A 15,295-nucleotide genomic window follows, 5' to 3' on the forward strand; every position below is an offset into this window, starting at 1 on the left:
TGGTAAACTAAAGGAAGCAGATTTAAAGGATGTGGCACTTTTGGATAAACGATTCACCATGATCATTCCCATCATGATCCTTGTAGCCGTTGCTTCTTATTGGATGCTAGGCAAATACTATTCCGAGATCGAGCTTGGCTCTAAGGTCATGCTCATCATCGGGGGCACGGTCCTCTCGGGTGTGATTTCCTTCTTCTTATTTAAAGAAGACAAGGAGCCGAAATAAGGAAAAGACCACTTTGGATGAAAGTGGTCTTTTCCTTTTACTTGAGTAGTTTGGTTTCAAGCTTATGCTCATAATTCTTGAATAGCGAGCTATTTGTATTGACCCGCTTCTTTGAGAGCATGCTGTTGTATTTCAACATTTTCTCATTCAGGCTCTGCTGGAGTCCATGCTTCTCCCCTTCATCTTCACAGGCCCTGATCATGTCTTCGATCCGCATCATTTCTTTTTTCACATTCATTTCGTCCATCGTGTACCCTGCGTTCTTCATCATCCGGTGGGCCATCTTCAATTCCTCGGGGACACCTAAATCATCGTCCAGATTCAGTGGTTTGCCATATCCGGGCAAATGACTGAAATCTCCGTCCTCGTATGCTTTCTTGATCCGTTGCTCTGATACAATCATGGAAAAATCCAACTATACCCCTCCATTCATTGGAATCAGTTGATTCTTGGCAGCAAGTAACTCGTTCCTCTTATTATATCCAATTTGCACGTTTTCTGAGTGCAGAAGATGCGTCTATTTTCTGACAATTCCTTCTCACATATTTTTAGCCCTCCTGGAAAAACTACCTATATCACAAACGAAAAGGAGTGGCACACATGGCACGTGGTAAATCATTCGAATCAAAGAAAAAGGGGCATCCAGGGAATCTCCCTCAAAATAGCACGGCTCGAAAACATTCTGAAGATGCACCGGGAGATGAAGAGCTGATTGTGACACAGGAAGCATTTAAAAATCGGGAAGATCAGGATGAACATCGGTATTAAAGAAGAAAAACGCTAGGATTCCTAGCGTTTTTCTTCTTCCCCTGCTGAAATGACGAGGAATCTGGATGTGGTTAAGCTCCGCCATTCTTTTATCTTCAAAAGGTTAAACTGGGGTACTTTCCTTCTTCGATAGATCCATCGCCGGACCAAAGAATTCATATCGTACTTTTGATACTCCCATTTCCTTAAGCATTTCAATAACCGCCTTCATAAACGGTGCCGGACCGCATACATAGCACTCTGTGCCTGCATCAACGTGTTGCTTCAGAATGTCCTTGTTTACGTAGCCAGTAAAAGGGGACAGAGATTCATTATGTGGATTTTCATATACATAGCAGGCTTCCCCGCTTTCAAGTTCGTTCATGAATTTCCCGACCTCTTCTTTAAATGCGTGCACCCCTTCATTTCTGCTGGCATGAATAAACGCCGTTTTGCGGCCGGGCGCGTATCTCGCCACCCATTCAAGCATACTCATCATAGGTGTGATGCCTACACCCCCGCTAATAAAGGCTACAGGCGAACACCCTCTTCTAAATAGAAATCCCCTGCAGGTGCACTGACTTCAATCGTGCTTCCTTCGGTCACCTGGTCATGTAAGAAGGTAGATACTTTCCCGTTTGGATCATGTTCTGTTTCTTTTTTCACCGAGATCCTGAAATGCTTCTCCATCGGTGCGCTTGAAAGACTGTACTGACGGATATGGGTGAACTCTTCACCAGGGATTCTCACCCGAACTGAAATATATTGTCCAGGCTTATAACCCGGTACATTCCCTCCTTCTATTGGTTGAAGATAGAAAGAAGTGACGCAATCGCTTTCCACTACTCTTTTTGCAACGAAGAACGGTTTGAAATCTCTGTAACCAGCATTCTGGTACATGTTTTCTTCAACATTGATGAATACTCCTGCGATGACCCCATATGCTTCTCCCCATGCTTCAATGATCTCATCTGTCGCTGCCTCTCCTAGAACTTCCCTGATCGCCTGAAGTAAATGCTCTCCCACAATCGGATAATGCTCCGGTTTGACACCCAAACTTCGATGCTTGTGGGCAATCTGCTTTACAACGGGAAGAATGCCCTCAAGCTTATCAATATTTTGAGCCGCTGCATAAACCGTATTGGCTAAGGCCGTCTGCTGTCTTCCCTTTTTTTGATTGACATGATTAAAGATATTCAAAAGCTCCGGATGGCTGTTAAATAAATTTTTATAAAAGGTCGACGTAATTTCCGTTCCTTTGATTTCTAAGACAGGAGCCGTTGATTTCACGATTTCAATGGTTTTTTGAGATAGCATATTGGTCACTCCTAAAAGATATATTTTGAATACATCTTTAAGTTACTCCTCTTCTTCACTTAAAGCAATATACAAAATACAGCTTTAACAAAACAGTCACATTTAGACACAAACTTACTTCCTTCTGTATAATGAGAGGAACGGAACGGAAAGGTGAGATACATGAGACTAACTTTATACACTGACTACTCACTGAGAGTCCTGATTTTCCTGGCTACCAAACCGAAGCACGAACTCTCTAATATAAAAGAAATTGCTGATGCCTACAGCATCTCAAAGAATCACCTGATGAAAGTGACGTACGAACTGGGAAAAATGGGAATGATTGAAACGATCCGTGGCAGAAACGGCGGTATCAAACTCGCACAATCCCCTGAAGAAATAAATATTGGTACACTCGTCCGGATCACAGAAGAGGATTTTCATCTTGTCGAATGCTTTGATGCCCAAACTAACTCCTGCATCATTACACCTGTATGCGGATTGAAGCATGTACTCGGCAAAGCCTTGAATGCCTACCTCTCCGTACTCGATGAATATAGCCTGGCCGATTTGATTCAGAACCCGATGGATTACCGGTTCCTCTTTCAGGAACAGAAGCGGGATGAAACGTCAACCTGAAGAAACTTCTCACCTGCAGAGGGTGGGAAGTTTTTTGGCATGTATAGGGGAACGCTTGATCAAGGAGTACAGCTGCTGAATAAACGTAAATAATCAGCAGCTGAACGCTTCACTTTCTGCTCTCACTATATGTAAACGTCATTAACATAAATAAGAAAAAGCTAAGTAATAATGTGCTTCCCCCGACAATGTAGAAAACCGTTGTAAAGCTTGACGGCAGGTTGAATGGATTTAAATTATACATCCACATCCCCACGGTCAATCCAATCGACCCGATGATCGCGGACCAGACATGGGCAAATGCCAGTTTAGAAGATTTCGGCACCTGATAGGAACGGTAATAAGAAGAATACGCAAATAAACTCAACCAGCCCACAACTAAAATATGTGCGTGAATCGGCTTGAATGCATATGATCCTGCCCCTGCCATATGAGACCCGAGAAATGCTCCGATAAACCCATAGATGGCAGCCATTCGTAATAAAAGGACGTTCCACCGCATTTTTGTACTCCCCCTTTTTATAAAAAAATGTGCTCTCATCATTATAGTATAGTTGTCTGAAACGAGGCTATGATTCTTCGTCCAATGCCATAGAACGTTCATAAACTCTCCGGGATTCGCAAATAATTCCCGGCATCTTTACACAGGATACAAAGATAGGTGTAAACACTTGCAAACGGTGCCGGCACTGATACAATAAGAATGTAATAGAACATTCTGAAAAAAGGAGAATACATAATGACTAATTTCCAACAGAATCTCGAGAAGTACGCAAGTCTTGCTGTAGAAGTCGGAGTGAATGTCCAGAAGGGTCAGACCCTTGTCATCAACACTTCAATCGACTCGGCAGAATTTGTTCGCTTAGTAGTAAAGAAAGCCTATGAAGCAGGCGCCAAGCACGTATACGTAAACTGGAGTGACGATACCGTCAACCGTACGAAATACGACCTTGCCCCTGACGAAGCATTCCAGGAGTTCCCTGAGTGGAAAGCACGTGAAGTAGAAACGCTTGCTGAAGGCGGAGCTGCATTCATGAGCATCGTTTCTTCAAGCCCCGATCTGTTAAAAGGCGTAAACCCTGACCGCATCTCGAACTTCCAGAAGGTTGCCGGTAAAGCCATGTCCAAGTACCGTCAGTTCATTCAATCGGACAAAGTCAGCTGGTGTGTACTGGCCGCTCCTTCGAAAGACTGGGCTGCCAAAGTATTCCCGGATGCGTCTGCGGAAAAGCAAGAGGACCTATTATGGGATGCCATCTTCAAAGCCGTACGCGCTGACCAGGCAGATCCTGTTCAGGCATGGAAAGATCACGACGCAAACCTTCACGAAAAAGTCGAATACCTGAATGAAAAGAACTACCAAAAACTTCATTACACAGCACCGGGGACGGACCTTACCATCGAACTTCCGAAAGGTCACCTATGGGTTGGAGCTGGAAGCGTGAACGAAGAAGGAACCACTTTCATGGCAAACATGCCGACGGAAGAAGTATTCACAGTTCCACTTAAGACCGGCGTAAACGGTAAAGTATCAAGCACGAAACCACTTAGCTACGGTGGTAACGTCATCGACAACTTCACGATCACATTCGAGAATGGACGCATCGTAGACGTAAAGGCGGAAGAAGGCGAAGAAATTCTGAAACGTCTTGTCGATACGGATGAAGGATCTCATTACTTAGGAGAAATCGCACTTGTGCCTCATCAATCTCCAATCTCTCAATCGAACGTGTTATTCTACAACACATTATTTGATGAGAACGCATCAAACCACCTTGCGATTGGAAATGCCTATGCATTCTGTATCGAAGGCGGAAAGAAAATGAGTGAAGAAGAGCTTGAGAAAAACGGCTTGAACAACAGTATCACGCACGTTGACTTCATGATCGGTTCAGATAAGATGAACATCGATGGAGTGAAAGAAGATGGCACAACTGAAGCAGTATTCCGTGATGGCGGTTGGGCGTTTTAATCTATGTATGGAGAAATCCCCGGGAAGTGGCTTGGCTGCTTTTTGGGGGTTTTTTTTACGGGCGGCGGTTTGACTGAGCGCTCATTCGAATGGGTAAATTTGTAAAAAGACGCAATTAACCATACGTTTGACGCAATCCCAATACACAATGACGCAATTAATTTAATTTTGACGCAATCAACTAACAAAATGACGCAATTCCCGTTTCCTACCCCATTTGATTCCCCTTCCACCTGCTATATAGTCAGGCATCCAGCCAATATCAGTCCCAAGTCATCATTATCCAAATTGTTTCGTCAATGCTATCGCAGCAATGGTAGCCCCTGCAGCCTGGGCATAGCTCCCGAAAGTCGAGATCTGAAGTCCGATATCCTTCATATCCTTTAAAATATATACTTCCCCCACCGCTTCAAGGGCGGCACCCAGGGATTGGAGCGTATTACCATAAGCAAGGAGCTGTGAAAAGGCACGAGTACTTAAAGTAGCTCCGTATGCCTCAAGTGCCGCACCCACGGATTGAACGGAATCGCCGAAGACATCCAGATTCAATCCTTCCAGCTCTTTTCCTGAAAATTGGAGTTCCGCCGCGTAGACATTCGTTGCGTTTCCCGACGCTTGGATCCAGTCACCGATGATCCGGTAGGTCTCCCCGATTGATCCATCCGACAATTTTTCGGCACCGACAGCCTGCATGGAGTTTCCCGCTGCCTCGAATCCATTTCCGATGGAGACGAGCCGAAATCCGACTGGCTCCTGATTCAAGCGTACTTCCCTAATAATCATGGTTTCTCCAATGGCGGCAATCACCGTCCCGATCACCTGAGTCCACACTCCCGTAATGAGAATTAGTCTATCAATCACCTCCATCCACCAATCCTTTCATCCTTCATACGATCAATGTATTCATAGAATTGAAATTGGTATCTTTGGAACCGGGACCATCATGGTTGTATTATTACAAATAACAGTAAATGAGTCTTGTTTAATTTGTCACATCAGGCTATGATAATCTAGTTCATCTAGAGTTTCATAAGGGGAGGAATATAGATGAGAATTCGGGATTGGGACCGTAATTTGAAGGTCCGGCTGTTCGGGGAAGCAGCGATTAATATTACCTTCTGGATGTTCTTTCCGTTTCTGACGATTTATTTTACTGAGTCGTTCGGAAAGCAGACGGCGGGGTTATTATTGGTCCTTTCACAGGTTTTCGCAGTGGTTGCTAACTTGATGGGAGGGTATTGTGCCGACCGCTTCGGGCGTAAGCGAATGATGGTCATATCTGCCTTTGGACAAGGCTTTGCTTTTTTGATCTTCGGACTTGCCAGCTCACCATGGCTGGATTCTGCCATGATCGGATTTATCTGTTTCAGTTTAGTAGGTGTATTCGGCTCATTTTATTGGCCGGCCAGTCAGGCAATGGTCGCAGATGTCGTGGATGAGAAAGACCGGAGCCATGTGTTTGCCGTCTTTTACACGTCCATCAATATCGCTGTCGTTGTGGGACCGATATTAGGGGGCATTTTCTACGTCCATTACCGCTTTCAATTATTGATTGCAGCCGCACTCATTTGTATGCTTTTAGCTCTTCTTCTATCTAAAATGACGAGGGAAACGGCACCCGCCGATAAGAATAAGCTTCTCGTCACAGAAGGAAAGAAGAAAGCATGGCATAGTGTATTGTCTGATCAATTTAAGGATTATAGTATCATATTTAAAGACAGAACATTTTTATTGTTTATTTTAGCCGGGGTCTTGGTAGGTCAGACGTTCATGCAATTGGACCTTCTTATCCCTGTATATATTAAAGATGTAGTGGATAAAGCCACGCTGTTCAGCTTCGGGGATTGGTCCTTGACTCTCGTAAGTGAGCAGGTATTCGGTTTGATCCTTTCCGAAAATGGATTTCTGGTGGCCCTTCTGACAGTGGTCATTACACGATGGATCACTAAATTCCGCGAGCGTAATGTGTTCATACTGTCTTCTCTCATCTATGCGGTTTCGATCTTTATGTTTGGTCAAACGAGTTCTGTGTGGATGTTTGTGATCAGCATGGCGGTGTTCACTTTTGCGGAATTGATGACAGCCGGTATTCAGCAAAGCTTCGTATCGAAGCTTGCACCGGAACATATGAGGGGGCAGTACTTTGCCGCAGCCAGTCTGCGTTTCACGATTGCAAGGACGATTGCGCCTCTGTCCATCACCCTGTCTCTTTATGCAGGGTATGATTGGACGTTCATCATCCTTTCGATTCTTGCTCTTGTCAGTGCCGGACTCTTCTTCATCATGTTCGAGCGCTTTGAAAAAGAAGAGATGGAACTGAAGAAAGCTGTTCATTAAAAAAAGAGCCTGGGACAAAAGGGTTTAGGCGAAAGAATAATCCGAACGAGTGATTGGATAAAAATCTAACTCGTTCGGATTTTTCATTTTTTGTGCTAAAGCTTACTCCATGTATTAAGTAGGTTCTGGCTGTTGATTGGAGTGCAAGACAAAGACTCCTGCGGGAAAAGCGGAATAGGTGAGACCCCGCAGGAGCGAAAGCTGTGAGGAGTCTTGCCTTCCTCACGCGGAAAGCGAAGTCCTGCACGGAAATCATCGGCGGTGGAATACGAGATCTCACTGTTTGTCTTTAGAGTGTATAGATTTAGTTATGTTCCAGCCACGTCCTTTTCTATTCATGACAGAAATTTAATTATCTAGCGGGAAATTTTCAGAAAAGAATGAATCCGAAAAATTCCGTTTACCCCCTTTCCCCATAAAAAGTGAGATGTTACAATGTAAAACCGTAAGCAATCTTAACGTAACTCTCTTGAGAGTTAGTCGGAGATTCCACTCAATACTACGCAAAGAAAGGATGTTGATTTCAATGCATATCGGAAGCAAAGGCTGGTACGTACAAGAACTAAAAAAAGCGGGAGTACGACACTACGAAGAACGCTATGTCGAGTCATACAAAAAACACGTTCTTGCAAACCTACTAGAACGTACAAAATAAAAATAAGAGGGACGGACCTCGATTCCTATGACCAGGTCATAGGAATGAAGGTCCGTCCCTTTTTTTATTTCAGTAGTTTGGAAGAGTAGATTGGGTTCAGGTTTTGTTGCATGGTATATTTTTTGGTGCGGTTGAGTTTGTATGTTTTGTTTTTGAGCAGGTATGCTTTGTATTTTTGGTTCCAGCTTTTCAGTGACCAGAGAATGAGTCCTGCAGTAGCAAGCACCAGTCCTGCAGTGGCCGGCCAGAAATAAGGTGAGATGACACCTGACTCGTACGCCAGTCCAATCGGTGAGAAAAGGAAATACGTAAGTACGACCGAAGCCATCAGTACAATGGAAAGTGGGATGCTGTATTTCCATGGCATCATGTTCACCTTTGGATTATAGCGGTATTCATATGGTTTTGCCAACGGTTTCCACCAGCCGATCGCAAGCATCAAGAACACTTCTGCCACAAACAGGATGCCATAGATGTGAATGAAGTTGATGTCGATACTGAATCCGAATAGTTGTCCCGTCCCCCATACGAGCATGTAATACGTGATGACATGAAGGATGATGACCGTTTTCGCAGCCACTGCCGGAATGCGTTTTGAGAACACACCGACGAGCAGGACCACAATGATCGGAATATTGAAGAATCCTGTGAATCGTCTGATCAAGTCCCATAACCCGTCCGTCGCATTAATCAGTAACGGGGATACACACATAGACACAACGGCCAGCAGTGCACCGAACCATTTACTGATGGTGATCAACTTCTGATCGCTCACTTCCGGATTGAATTGGGGCTTGTAAATATCAAGGGCGAATAGTGTCGCTGCACTGTTTAACAATGAGTTAAAGGAGCTTAGCACCGCTCCAAGCAATACAGCCAGGAAGAAGCCTGTCAAATATGAAGGAAGCACGGCGTTGATCAAGGCAGGATAGGCCAAGTCCACGCTTTTCAAAGAATCTCCATACAAATGGAAGGCAATGACTCCCGGAAGCATCATCATAAACGGGACAAGCAATTTATAGAAGCCCGAAATGATGACACCTTTCTGCCCTTCCGCCAGATTCTTTGCACCTAAGGTACGCTGGATCACATATTGATTGGAAGCCCAGTAGAATAGATTGGCAAAGAGCAGTCCGGTAAAGATCGTCGAAAATGGGACGGAATCTGACGCAGAGCCTATGGAATTAAGCTTCTCTGGATTCTTCGTCGCAATCTCCTTCACGCCGGAGAAGATATTCCCATCTCCGAGTGCATAAAATCCTAAGATCGGTACAAGGATTCCAATGATCAAGAGTCCCACTCCATTTAATGTATCCGAAATCGCAACAGCCTTCAGTCCACCGAAAATGGCATAGATACTGCCGATGATACCGATCGTCCACACAATCACCCAAATCGATTGCGTATAGGAAATCCCAAGAAGTTCAGGGACATCAAATAACTTCAAAACAGCAAGCGCTCCTGAATAGAGCATTGAAGGAATGGTCACAAACACATAACCAAGCATAAAGAGAATGGTCGTATATTGGCGTACGCCCTTATCATATCGTTGATTCAGAAACTCGGGTAATGTGGTGAAACTCCTCCCCAAGTATTTCGGGAGCAAATACAGGGCCATGATGATGATAGCAAATGCGGCCGTCACTTCCCACGCCATGTTCGACAGGTTCGCCCGGAATGCCTGTCCGTTCAATCCCACCAATTGTTCTGCCGATAAATTGGTGAGTAGGAGCGACCCGGCAATAAAGGTTCCTGTCAGCCCCCTCCCTGCCAAAAAATAACCTGTGGAGTCATTCAGGGATCCCTTCGTTTTTATGTATGAAACCCACGCAACCAATCCCATAAAAAAGACACAAGATACTAGTGTAAACAGTAAACCACTCTCAAACATTGAATCTCTTCCCTTCATATTTATTACATGTGTTTGAGAAAGTTCCCCAAAAGTTATACTAGTAAACTATTATTTTTGGAATTTTATTAAAAATAGTCATAAGGAACCACCACGTTTTTCCATTAAATACTTTTAAAAAAACGGTTGTGGAGGCCTTTCATCCTGTGATAAAGTAAAGAACATATTTTAAAAATAACTTCATACGAATTCCTTATATATCTATGGTGATATGGACCATAAGTCTCTACCTGGCAGCCGTAAATTGCTAGACTATAAGGAAAGTCTTTTCTATATGCTACGTGTATGGAGACTTTCCCTATGTTTATTAGAGAATGTCTTCATGCACTTTTTTATTTGTTTTTTTAAGAAGTCTGACATCATACGACATAAGCTTTGAGGATTCAATGAAGAAATCATTTTTGGAGGATTGGTACTGTGAGTTTAGTGTATGGCATCTTATCTTTACTTGGCGTTTTATTTCTTGCGTGGTTGTTGAGCAGCAACCGCTCGGCCATTCAATGGCGGACGATCATCATCGGGATCTGCCTTGAATTTCTGCTTGTTCTTTTCGTATTGAAGGTTCCATTTGGCCAAACGGTCCTGAAGAAAGCGGCACTCGGTGTCCAGAAAGTCATTGATTACAGCAATGAAGGGATCATGTTTGTGTTCGGGGGATTCTTTGAAAAAGGGACGAATATCTCCTTTGTTTTCGCCATCAACGTGTTAGGTGCCATCATCTTTATTTCGGCCCTGATCTCAGCTCTTTACTATTTGCGCATCATTCCGTTCTTTGTAAAATACATCGGGATTGGATTAGGGAAGATCCTTGGCACCACGAAGGTTGAGTCGTTTAATGCGATCGGGAATTCGTTTCTCGGTTTGGCGGAAGCTCCCTTACTCATCAAGCCTTACCTGGTGAAGTTGACCCGCTCTGAACTGTTTGCCGTCATGGTAGGGGGAACGGCTTCAGCCAGCGGGGCCATCCTGATTGGATACTCACTGATGGGGATCGATATGAAATTCCTTCTTCTATCAGTATTCAGTGTTCCCATCGTATCCCTTGTCATCTCGAAGATCATCGAGCCGGAAACCGAAGAATCCCTGACAAACGGAGATATTTCGTTAGGAAAAACCACTCATACAAACGTATTTGAAGCAATTTCCGAAGGCGCACTGAGCGGAACTCAATTGGCGATTAATATTGGTGGGCTATTGATCGCATTTATCGGGATCCTGGCCGCCGTGAATGGGCTGCTCGGATTAGTGGATACGAGCCTGTCAACCGTATTTGGCTACGTATTTTATCCGCTGGCTCTCCTCGTCGGCATCCCGGTGGATGAAGCATTCCGTGCCGCGTCGATCATCGGGACGAAGCTTTCTGTGAACGAGTTCGTGGCCTACAAAGAGCTATCTGGAATGATGAGCGAGCTATCACCCAAGACCGTGGCGATCCTTTCGGTTGCCCTTTGTAATTTCGCCAACCTGTCTTCCATTGGACAGTTGATTGTCGGACTGGGTTCATTGGAACCGACGCAACGACCGATGGTATCTAAACTAAGCTTGAAAGCCATCCTTGCAGGAACACTCGCAAGCTTTATCACAGCCATCATCATTAGTATATTTCTATAACTTTTTGCGTGTTTTATGTTTCTTCCCGAACCATTTAGTGAATAGTATAAGGTAGTAATCTTTTTTCACATTGACAACGGAAGGTGAATCCATTGAGAGAAACAAAGACCATGAAAGAAACGAAAACCAGTAAAACGACCCACGTTCTTCCACCTGATACGAACCATCACGGTACGCTGTTCGGTGGAAAACTGATGGCCTATATAGACGACGTAGCATCCATAGCCGCCACCCGTCATGCCCGCAAGCCCGTCGTAACGGCTTCCACGGATTCCGTCGACTTTCTTCAACCCATCAAAGTCGGTGACGCCGTTACATTAGAAGCGATGGTCACTTATACCGGGCGCAGTTCCATGGAAATTTGCGTGAAAGTGACCTCGGAGGTCCTGCTGACAGGAGAAACCAATGTGGCTGCGATATCCTTCTTAACCTTTGTGGCACTGGAAGGAAACAAGCCGGCGATCATTCCTGAAGTCGTGCCGGAAACAGAAGAAGAGAAATGGCTGAACGAAACAGCCCAAAATCGGGCCGAACACCGTAAAGCACGCAAAAAACATAGTGAAGAGCTGGCGGAATTTTTCCGTAAAGCGTATTAGTTTCAAGGAGATGCTTGTTAAGAGCATCTCCTTTTTTTGTCGGAATGGGTGGGCGTTCGACGATAAATTGGAGATTTCGCCGTTATATTGATATTTTCGCCGATAAATTGGAGATTTCGCCGTTATATTAAAATTTTCGCCGATAAACTGAAGATTTCGCCGTTATCCGTCATACACCGGTTCTAATTCCCTGCCGTTCCCCCTCACCGGTCCACTTGAAACATATTCATTGCTATTTGTCATCAAATGACTGAGATATTCGGCAATTAATTATGATTCCCCATACCATTTTTTCCCCTACCCCTTCAAAATAGGTCCGTCCCTCCGATAATACAGAGGTACGGACATGTGAAATGTCTTATTATTTTCATTTTTGGAGGTTACGGTTTGAAAAAAGTAGTCAGTATGTTTCTTTTTGTCATGCTTTTAGTCGCAGGGTGTTCTACGCCTATGACGAAAGAAACCAGTAAAGAAAAACAACAAAATATCGGTATCCTTCTCTCTGATACAGGTCTTGGGGATGGTTCCTTTAATGATTCCGCCTTCAGGGGGCTTGAACGTGCCCGTGAGGAATTGGGGATTTTATTTGATTATAGAGAAGCGCCGGATGGGGATTTCGAAGGAGCCCTGCAGGAACTTGTCAATCAGGATCATGAACTTGTCATTGGACTCGGGTTTTCGATCCAGGATGCCTTTGAAAAGGTGGCAAGCGAAAATCCAGATCAACAGTTCCTATTGATCGATGGGTTTTCAGAACTCGACAATATTACATCGATTACGTTCAAAGAACATGAAGGAAGCTTCCTTCTCGGTATGGTGGCCGCAATGAAATCGAAAACCGGCAAGGTGGGGTTCATCAGTGGGGCAGATGTTCCCGTCATACAGCGCTTCGAAAAAGGGTATGAACAGGGTGCTAAATATATCAATCCCTCCATCAAGATCATTAAAGATACGGCAAACAATTTTGGGGACGCCGAATTAGGGAAGACCATTGCAGAGAAACAGATGAAGCAAGGGGCGGATTTCCTTTATCCCGCTGCCGGTTTCACAGGCGTCGGGGCCATCCAGGCTGCACAGAAAGCAGGTGTCTTATCGGGGGGTGTCGATTCGGATCAATATTTCATTGCAGAAAAATCCGTTGTCACTTCCATGGTGAAAAAAGTCGACAACGCTGTTTTTAACATAACGGAAGAACTCATGACCGATCACAGTATTTCCCAGCATTCCTATGAACTGGGGCTTAAAGAAGATGGTGTCGGGCTTGCACCGATCCGGGTCGTGAATCTGTCACCGGAAGAAACGAAAAAACTGGAGGATGCTAAAAATAACATCATCTCAGGAGATATCACGGTTAACATGCAATAATTCTACCTAAGGAGCAATCGATCTCATGGCATTAAAAAAACGTTTACTGATTTTGGGGCTGATCCCCCTCTTCCTTTCTACCATTATCATAGGGTATATTGTCTCACAATTGATTTTACTGCAGAATTCAGCAAAGGAAGATGTGCAGGTGCTTCTGGAGACCGAAACCTTGAGAGGGGATCTCATTGTGACAAAACAAGCCCTTTCGAATTACTCTGTCAACTCAACAGAGGAGAATAAGCAGATGGTAGAAAGTCTGTTGAAACAAACCTCCGCTCAGATATCCGAATTGAACAAACTCATTTCAGTGAAAAATCAAAAGGAGACCCTTTCCTCTATAGAAACCAAATTCACCGATTTGAAATCGGCAACGGATGCCGCTCTCAGCGAAATGAATAAAGCGGAAATCAAACGGCAATCGATCCGGATTTCCGGGGTCCTGAATGATATGTATCTACTGAATAAACAAACAAACGAGTGGTATGAAAATTTATTGAAAGAGAATAAGAGTCAAATCCAATTTATCGTCTGGGCGTCGATCATCGGGTTTATTCTTACCATTTTCCTTTCTCTTACAGCATCCAACCTTCTCACGAGAAGAATTGTCAAACCTTTGAACCGGATGGTGGATCATGCTGAAAAGATGGCCAATGGGGATTTAACGATCACCATCGATCCGGGCAAAGAGAAAAATAGCCGATTTGAGGTCGATAAGCTTCAAACTGCCTTTCATCATATGGTAGAAAACCTGAGGAGTACGGTTCAATCCGTCCATGACATCGGTATCAGAGTGGAAACATTCACACAAGATGTGAGTATGCAGATGACAAGTCTGACGGAAAGCAGCAACCAGGTGGCCCTTTCCACGGAGGAACTGGCCAAAGGAAGTCAATCGATTTCTGAGGATATCCAATCGACCGCTGCCCTTATGGCTGTGATGGGGGATGATTTCACTCATAATGTCGAGCAAAGTGCACAATCTTCCAAGAGCAGTAAAGTCGCATTATCATCTGTAGGAAACGGAAGAACTTCCTTAACGAAGCAGCAGGAATTCGCCAAGATGATCGCCGATTCTTCGACCTCCATCATGGATTCCGTTGAATCCTTCGCTCAATACACGGGAGAAATTGAAGACGCTGCACGGGCGGTCAGGGAAATTGCCGATCAAACCAACCTTCTTGCGTTGAATGCCGCCATTGAAGCCGCACGTGCCGGCGATGCCGGGAAGGGTTTCGCCGTCGTGGCCCAGGAAGTGCGAAAGCTAGCGGAGGACTCTTCCATTGCAACAGAACGCATCGGCAGCATGGTCGGGAATATTAAACACGGTATTCAAACCATCATGGATGCTTCCCACAAAGGAAAGACCCTTTCTACCAGGCAGGTGGATTCCATGAACATAACGGAACAGGCTTTTGAAGAGATTTCCGGCAATGTCTCTACGATATATGATAATCTTACCCAGCTTGAGACAGGGATGCTTGCATCTTCCGAGCGGACCAACCAGGTAATCGCCGCCATAGAGAACATTTCCGCCATCACGGAAGAAACCGCTGCGGGTACGGAAGAAATTTCTTCATCGACAGAGGAACAGCTCCGCTACTTTGAACGAATGAATGAACAGGTAGCAGAGTTGAATAAGATGACAATTGAAATGAAGAAGCAGTTGGAGAGGTTTACGCTTTAATAGACTGTGAGAATGTCCCATGATGGGGCATTCTCTTATTTTACATTTGGAGAAGCCGTGGTTATTGGGCGTGTCACTGATTAAATAGGGGTTCGTGGATATATTGGAAGTCCCGCTGGTGAAAATATATTTTGCTGATACCCACTCCCTGCATCTGCCATACATCCCCACCCCATATGATGACAATCACCTCACACCATTCCCCCACGACTCCCTTCCCCCGGTCCTTAACGACTAGTTTAAATCACCCCCTAT

At 44.6% G+C, this 15,295-nt stretch carries 14 protein-coding genes, 1 pseudogene and 1 riboswitch; of the genes and pseudogenes, 10 read left to right on the plus strand and 5 right to left on the minus strand.

All coding sequences use genetic code 11. From position 1 onward, the window contains the following. Positions 1-40 precede the first annotated feature (40 nt). A complete protein-coding gene (locus tag JI667_RS08480; RefSeq protein ID WP_244668256.1) occupies positions 41-226 on the plus strand; it encodes a histidine kinase in 186 nt (61 codons plus the stop codon). Positions 227-263: 37 nt separating this feature from the next. Here the strand turns inward: JI667_RS08480 and JI667_RS08485 are convergent, their stop codons facing one another. After that, positions 264-641 carry a DUF1992 domain-containing protein gene (locus JI667_RS08485; RefSeq protein ID WP_206852039.1) on the minus strand — a complete coding sequence of 126 codons (378 nt, stop codon included), beginning with the start codon at positions 639-641 and terminating at the stop codon, positions 264-266. A gap of 185 nt (positions 642-826) precedes the next feature. Between JI667_RS08485 and JI667_RS08490 the strand changes: the two genes are divergently transcribed. Beyond that, entirely contained in the window at positions 827-994 is a 168-nt protein-coding gene (locus JI667_RS08490) for a hypothetical protein (RefSeq protein ID WP_206852040.1), read from the plus strand. A 103-nt stretch (positions 995-1,097) separates the two neighbouring features. On the opposite strand, the pseudogene hmpA reads toward JI667_RS08490, so the two are convergent. Then, positions 1,098-2,290 (minus strand): annotated as a pseudogene (gene hmpA / locus JI667_RS08495) (NO-inducible flavohemoprotein). Positions 2,291-2,452: 162 nt separating this feature from the next. On the opposite strand from hmpA, the gene JI667_RS08500 reads away from it, so the two are divergent. Then, the gene (locus JI667_RS08500) at positions 2,453-2,911 is read left to right on the plus strand and encodes an RrF2 family transcriptional regulator (RefSeq protein ID WP_206852041.1); all 459 of its coding nucleotides are present in this window, start codon (positions 2,453-2,455) and stop codon (positions 2,909-2,911) included. 109 nt (positions 2,912-3,020) lie between these two features. Here JI667_RS08500 and JI667_RS08505 read toward each other — a convergent pair whose 3' ends face one another. After that, on the minus strand, positions 3,021-3,413 hold the full coding sequence (locus JI667_RS08505; RefSeq protein WP_206852043.1) for a hypothetical protein: 393 nt from the start codon (positions 3,411-3,413) through the stop codon (positions 3,021-3,023). Positions 3,414-3,650: 237 nt separating this feature from the next. Here JI667_RS08505 and JI667_RS08510 point away from each other — a divergent pair, with 237 nt between their 5' ends. Next, entirely contained in the window at positions 3,651-4,883 is a 1,233-nt protein-coding gene (locus JI667_RS08510; RefSeq protein ID WP_206852045.1) for an aminopeptidase, read from the plus strand. A gap of 279 nt (positions 4,884-5,162) precedes the next feature. Here the strand turns inward: JI667_RS08510 and JI667_RS08515 are convergent, their stop codons facing one another. Continuing rightward, entirely contained in the window at positions 5,163-5,744 is a 582-nt protein-coding gene (locus tag JI667_RS08515) for a DUF6944 family repetitive protein (RefSeq protein ID WP_206852047.1), read from the minus strand. A gap of 186 nt (positions 5,745-5,930) precedes the next feature. Between JI667_RS08515 and JI667_RS08520 the strand changes: the two genes are divergently transcribed. Further along, a complete protein-coding gene (locus tag JI667_RS08520) occupies positions 5,931-7,220 on the plus strand; it encodes an MDR family MFS transporter (RefSeq protein WP_206852048.1) in 1,290 nt (429 codons plus the stop codon). A gap of 526 nt (positions 7,221-7,746) precedes the next feature. Then, the gene (locus tag JI667_RS08525) at positions 7,747-7,875 is read left to right on the plus strand and encodes a YflJ family protein (RefSeq protein WP_082386245.1); all 129 of its coding nucleotides are present in this window, start codon (positions 7,747-7,749) and stop codon (positions 7,873-7,875) included. Positions 7,876-7,939: 64 nt separating this feature from the next. Here the strand turns inward: JI667_RS08525 and JI667_RS08530 are convergent, their stop codons facing one another. Then, positions 7,940-9,766, minus strand: coding sequence for a solute:sodium symporter family transporter (locus JI667_RS08530; RefSeq protein WP_206852051.1), 1,827 nt, complete (start codon positions 9,764-9,766; stop codon positions 7,940-7,942). A gap of 191 nt (positions 9,767-9,957) precedes the next feature. Next, a riboswitch (purine riboswitch) is annotated at positions 9,958-10,059 on the plus strand. A gap of 142 nt (positions 10,060-10,201) precedes the next feature. On the opposite strand from JI667_RS08530, the gene JI667_RS08535 reads away from it, so the two are divergent. From JI667_RS08535 to JI667_RS08550, 4 genes are all read left to right on the plus strand, one after another. Continuing rightward, positions 10,202-11,395, plus strand: coding sequence for a NupC/NupG family nucleoside CNT transporter (locus JI667_RS08535; protein ID WP_206852053.1), 1,194 nt, complete (start codon positions 10,202-10,204; stop codon positions 11,393-11,395). A 92-nt stretch (positions 11,396-11,487) separates the two neighbouring features. Next, positions 11,488-11,991: an acyl-CoA thioesterase gene (locus tag JI667_RS08540; protein WP_206852055.1), complete on the plus strand. Its 504-nt coding sequence runs from the start codon at positions 11,488-11,490 to the stop codon at positions 11,989-11,991. Between the two features lie 387 nt (positions 11,992-12,378). Further along, the gene (locus tag JI667_RS08545) at positions 12,379-13,356 is read left to right on the plus strand and encodes a BMP family lipoprotein (protein WP_206852057.1); all 978 of its coding nucleotides are present in this window, start codon (positions 12,379-12,381) and stop codon (positions 13,354-13,356) included. Between the two features lie 25 nt (positions 13,357-13,381). Continuing rightward, positions 13,382-15,040 (plus strand): methyl-accepting chemotaxis protein, encoded by a 1,659-nt coding sequence (locus tag JI667_RS08550; protein ID WP_206852059.1) that lies wholly within the window; start codon positions 13,382-13,384, stop codon positions 15,038-15,040. Positions 15,041-15,295: the final 255 nt, after the last annotated feature.

It is taken from the genome of Bacillus sp. NTK074B (genome assembly GCF_017303375.1).
Taxonomy (GTDB): Bacteria; Bacillota; Bacilli; order Bacillales; family Bacillaceae_B; genus Rossellomorea.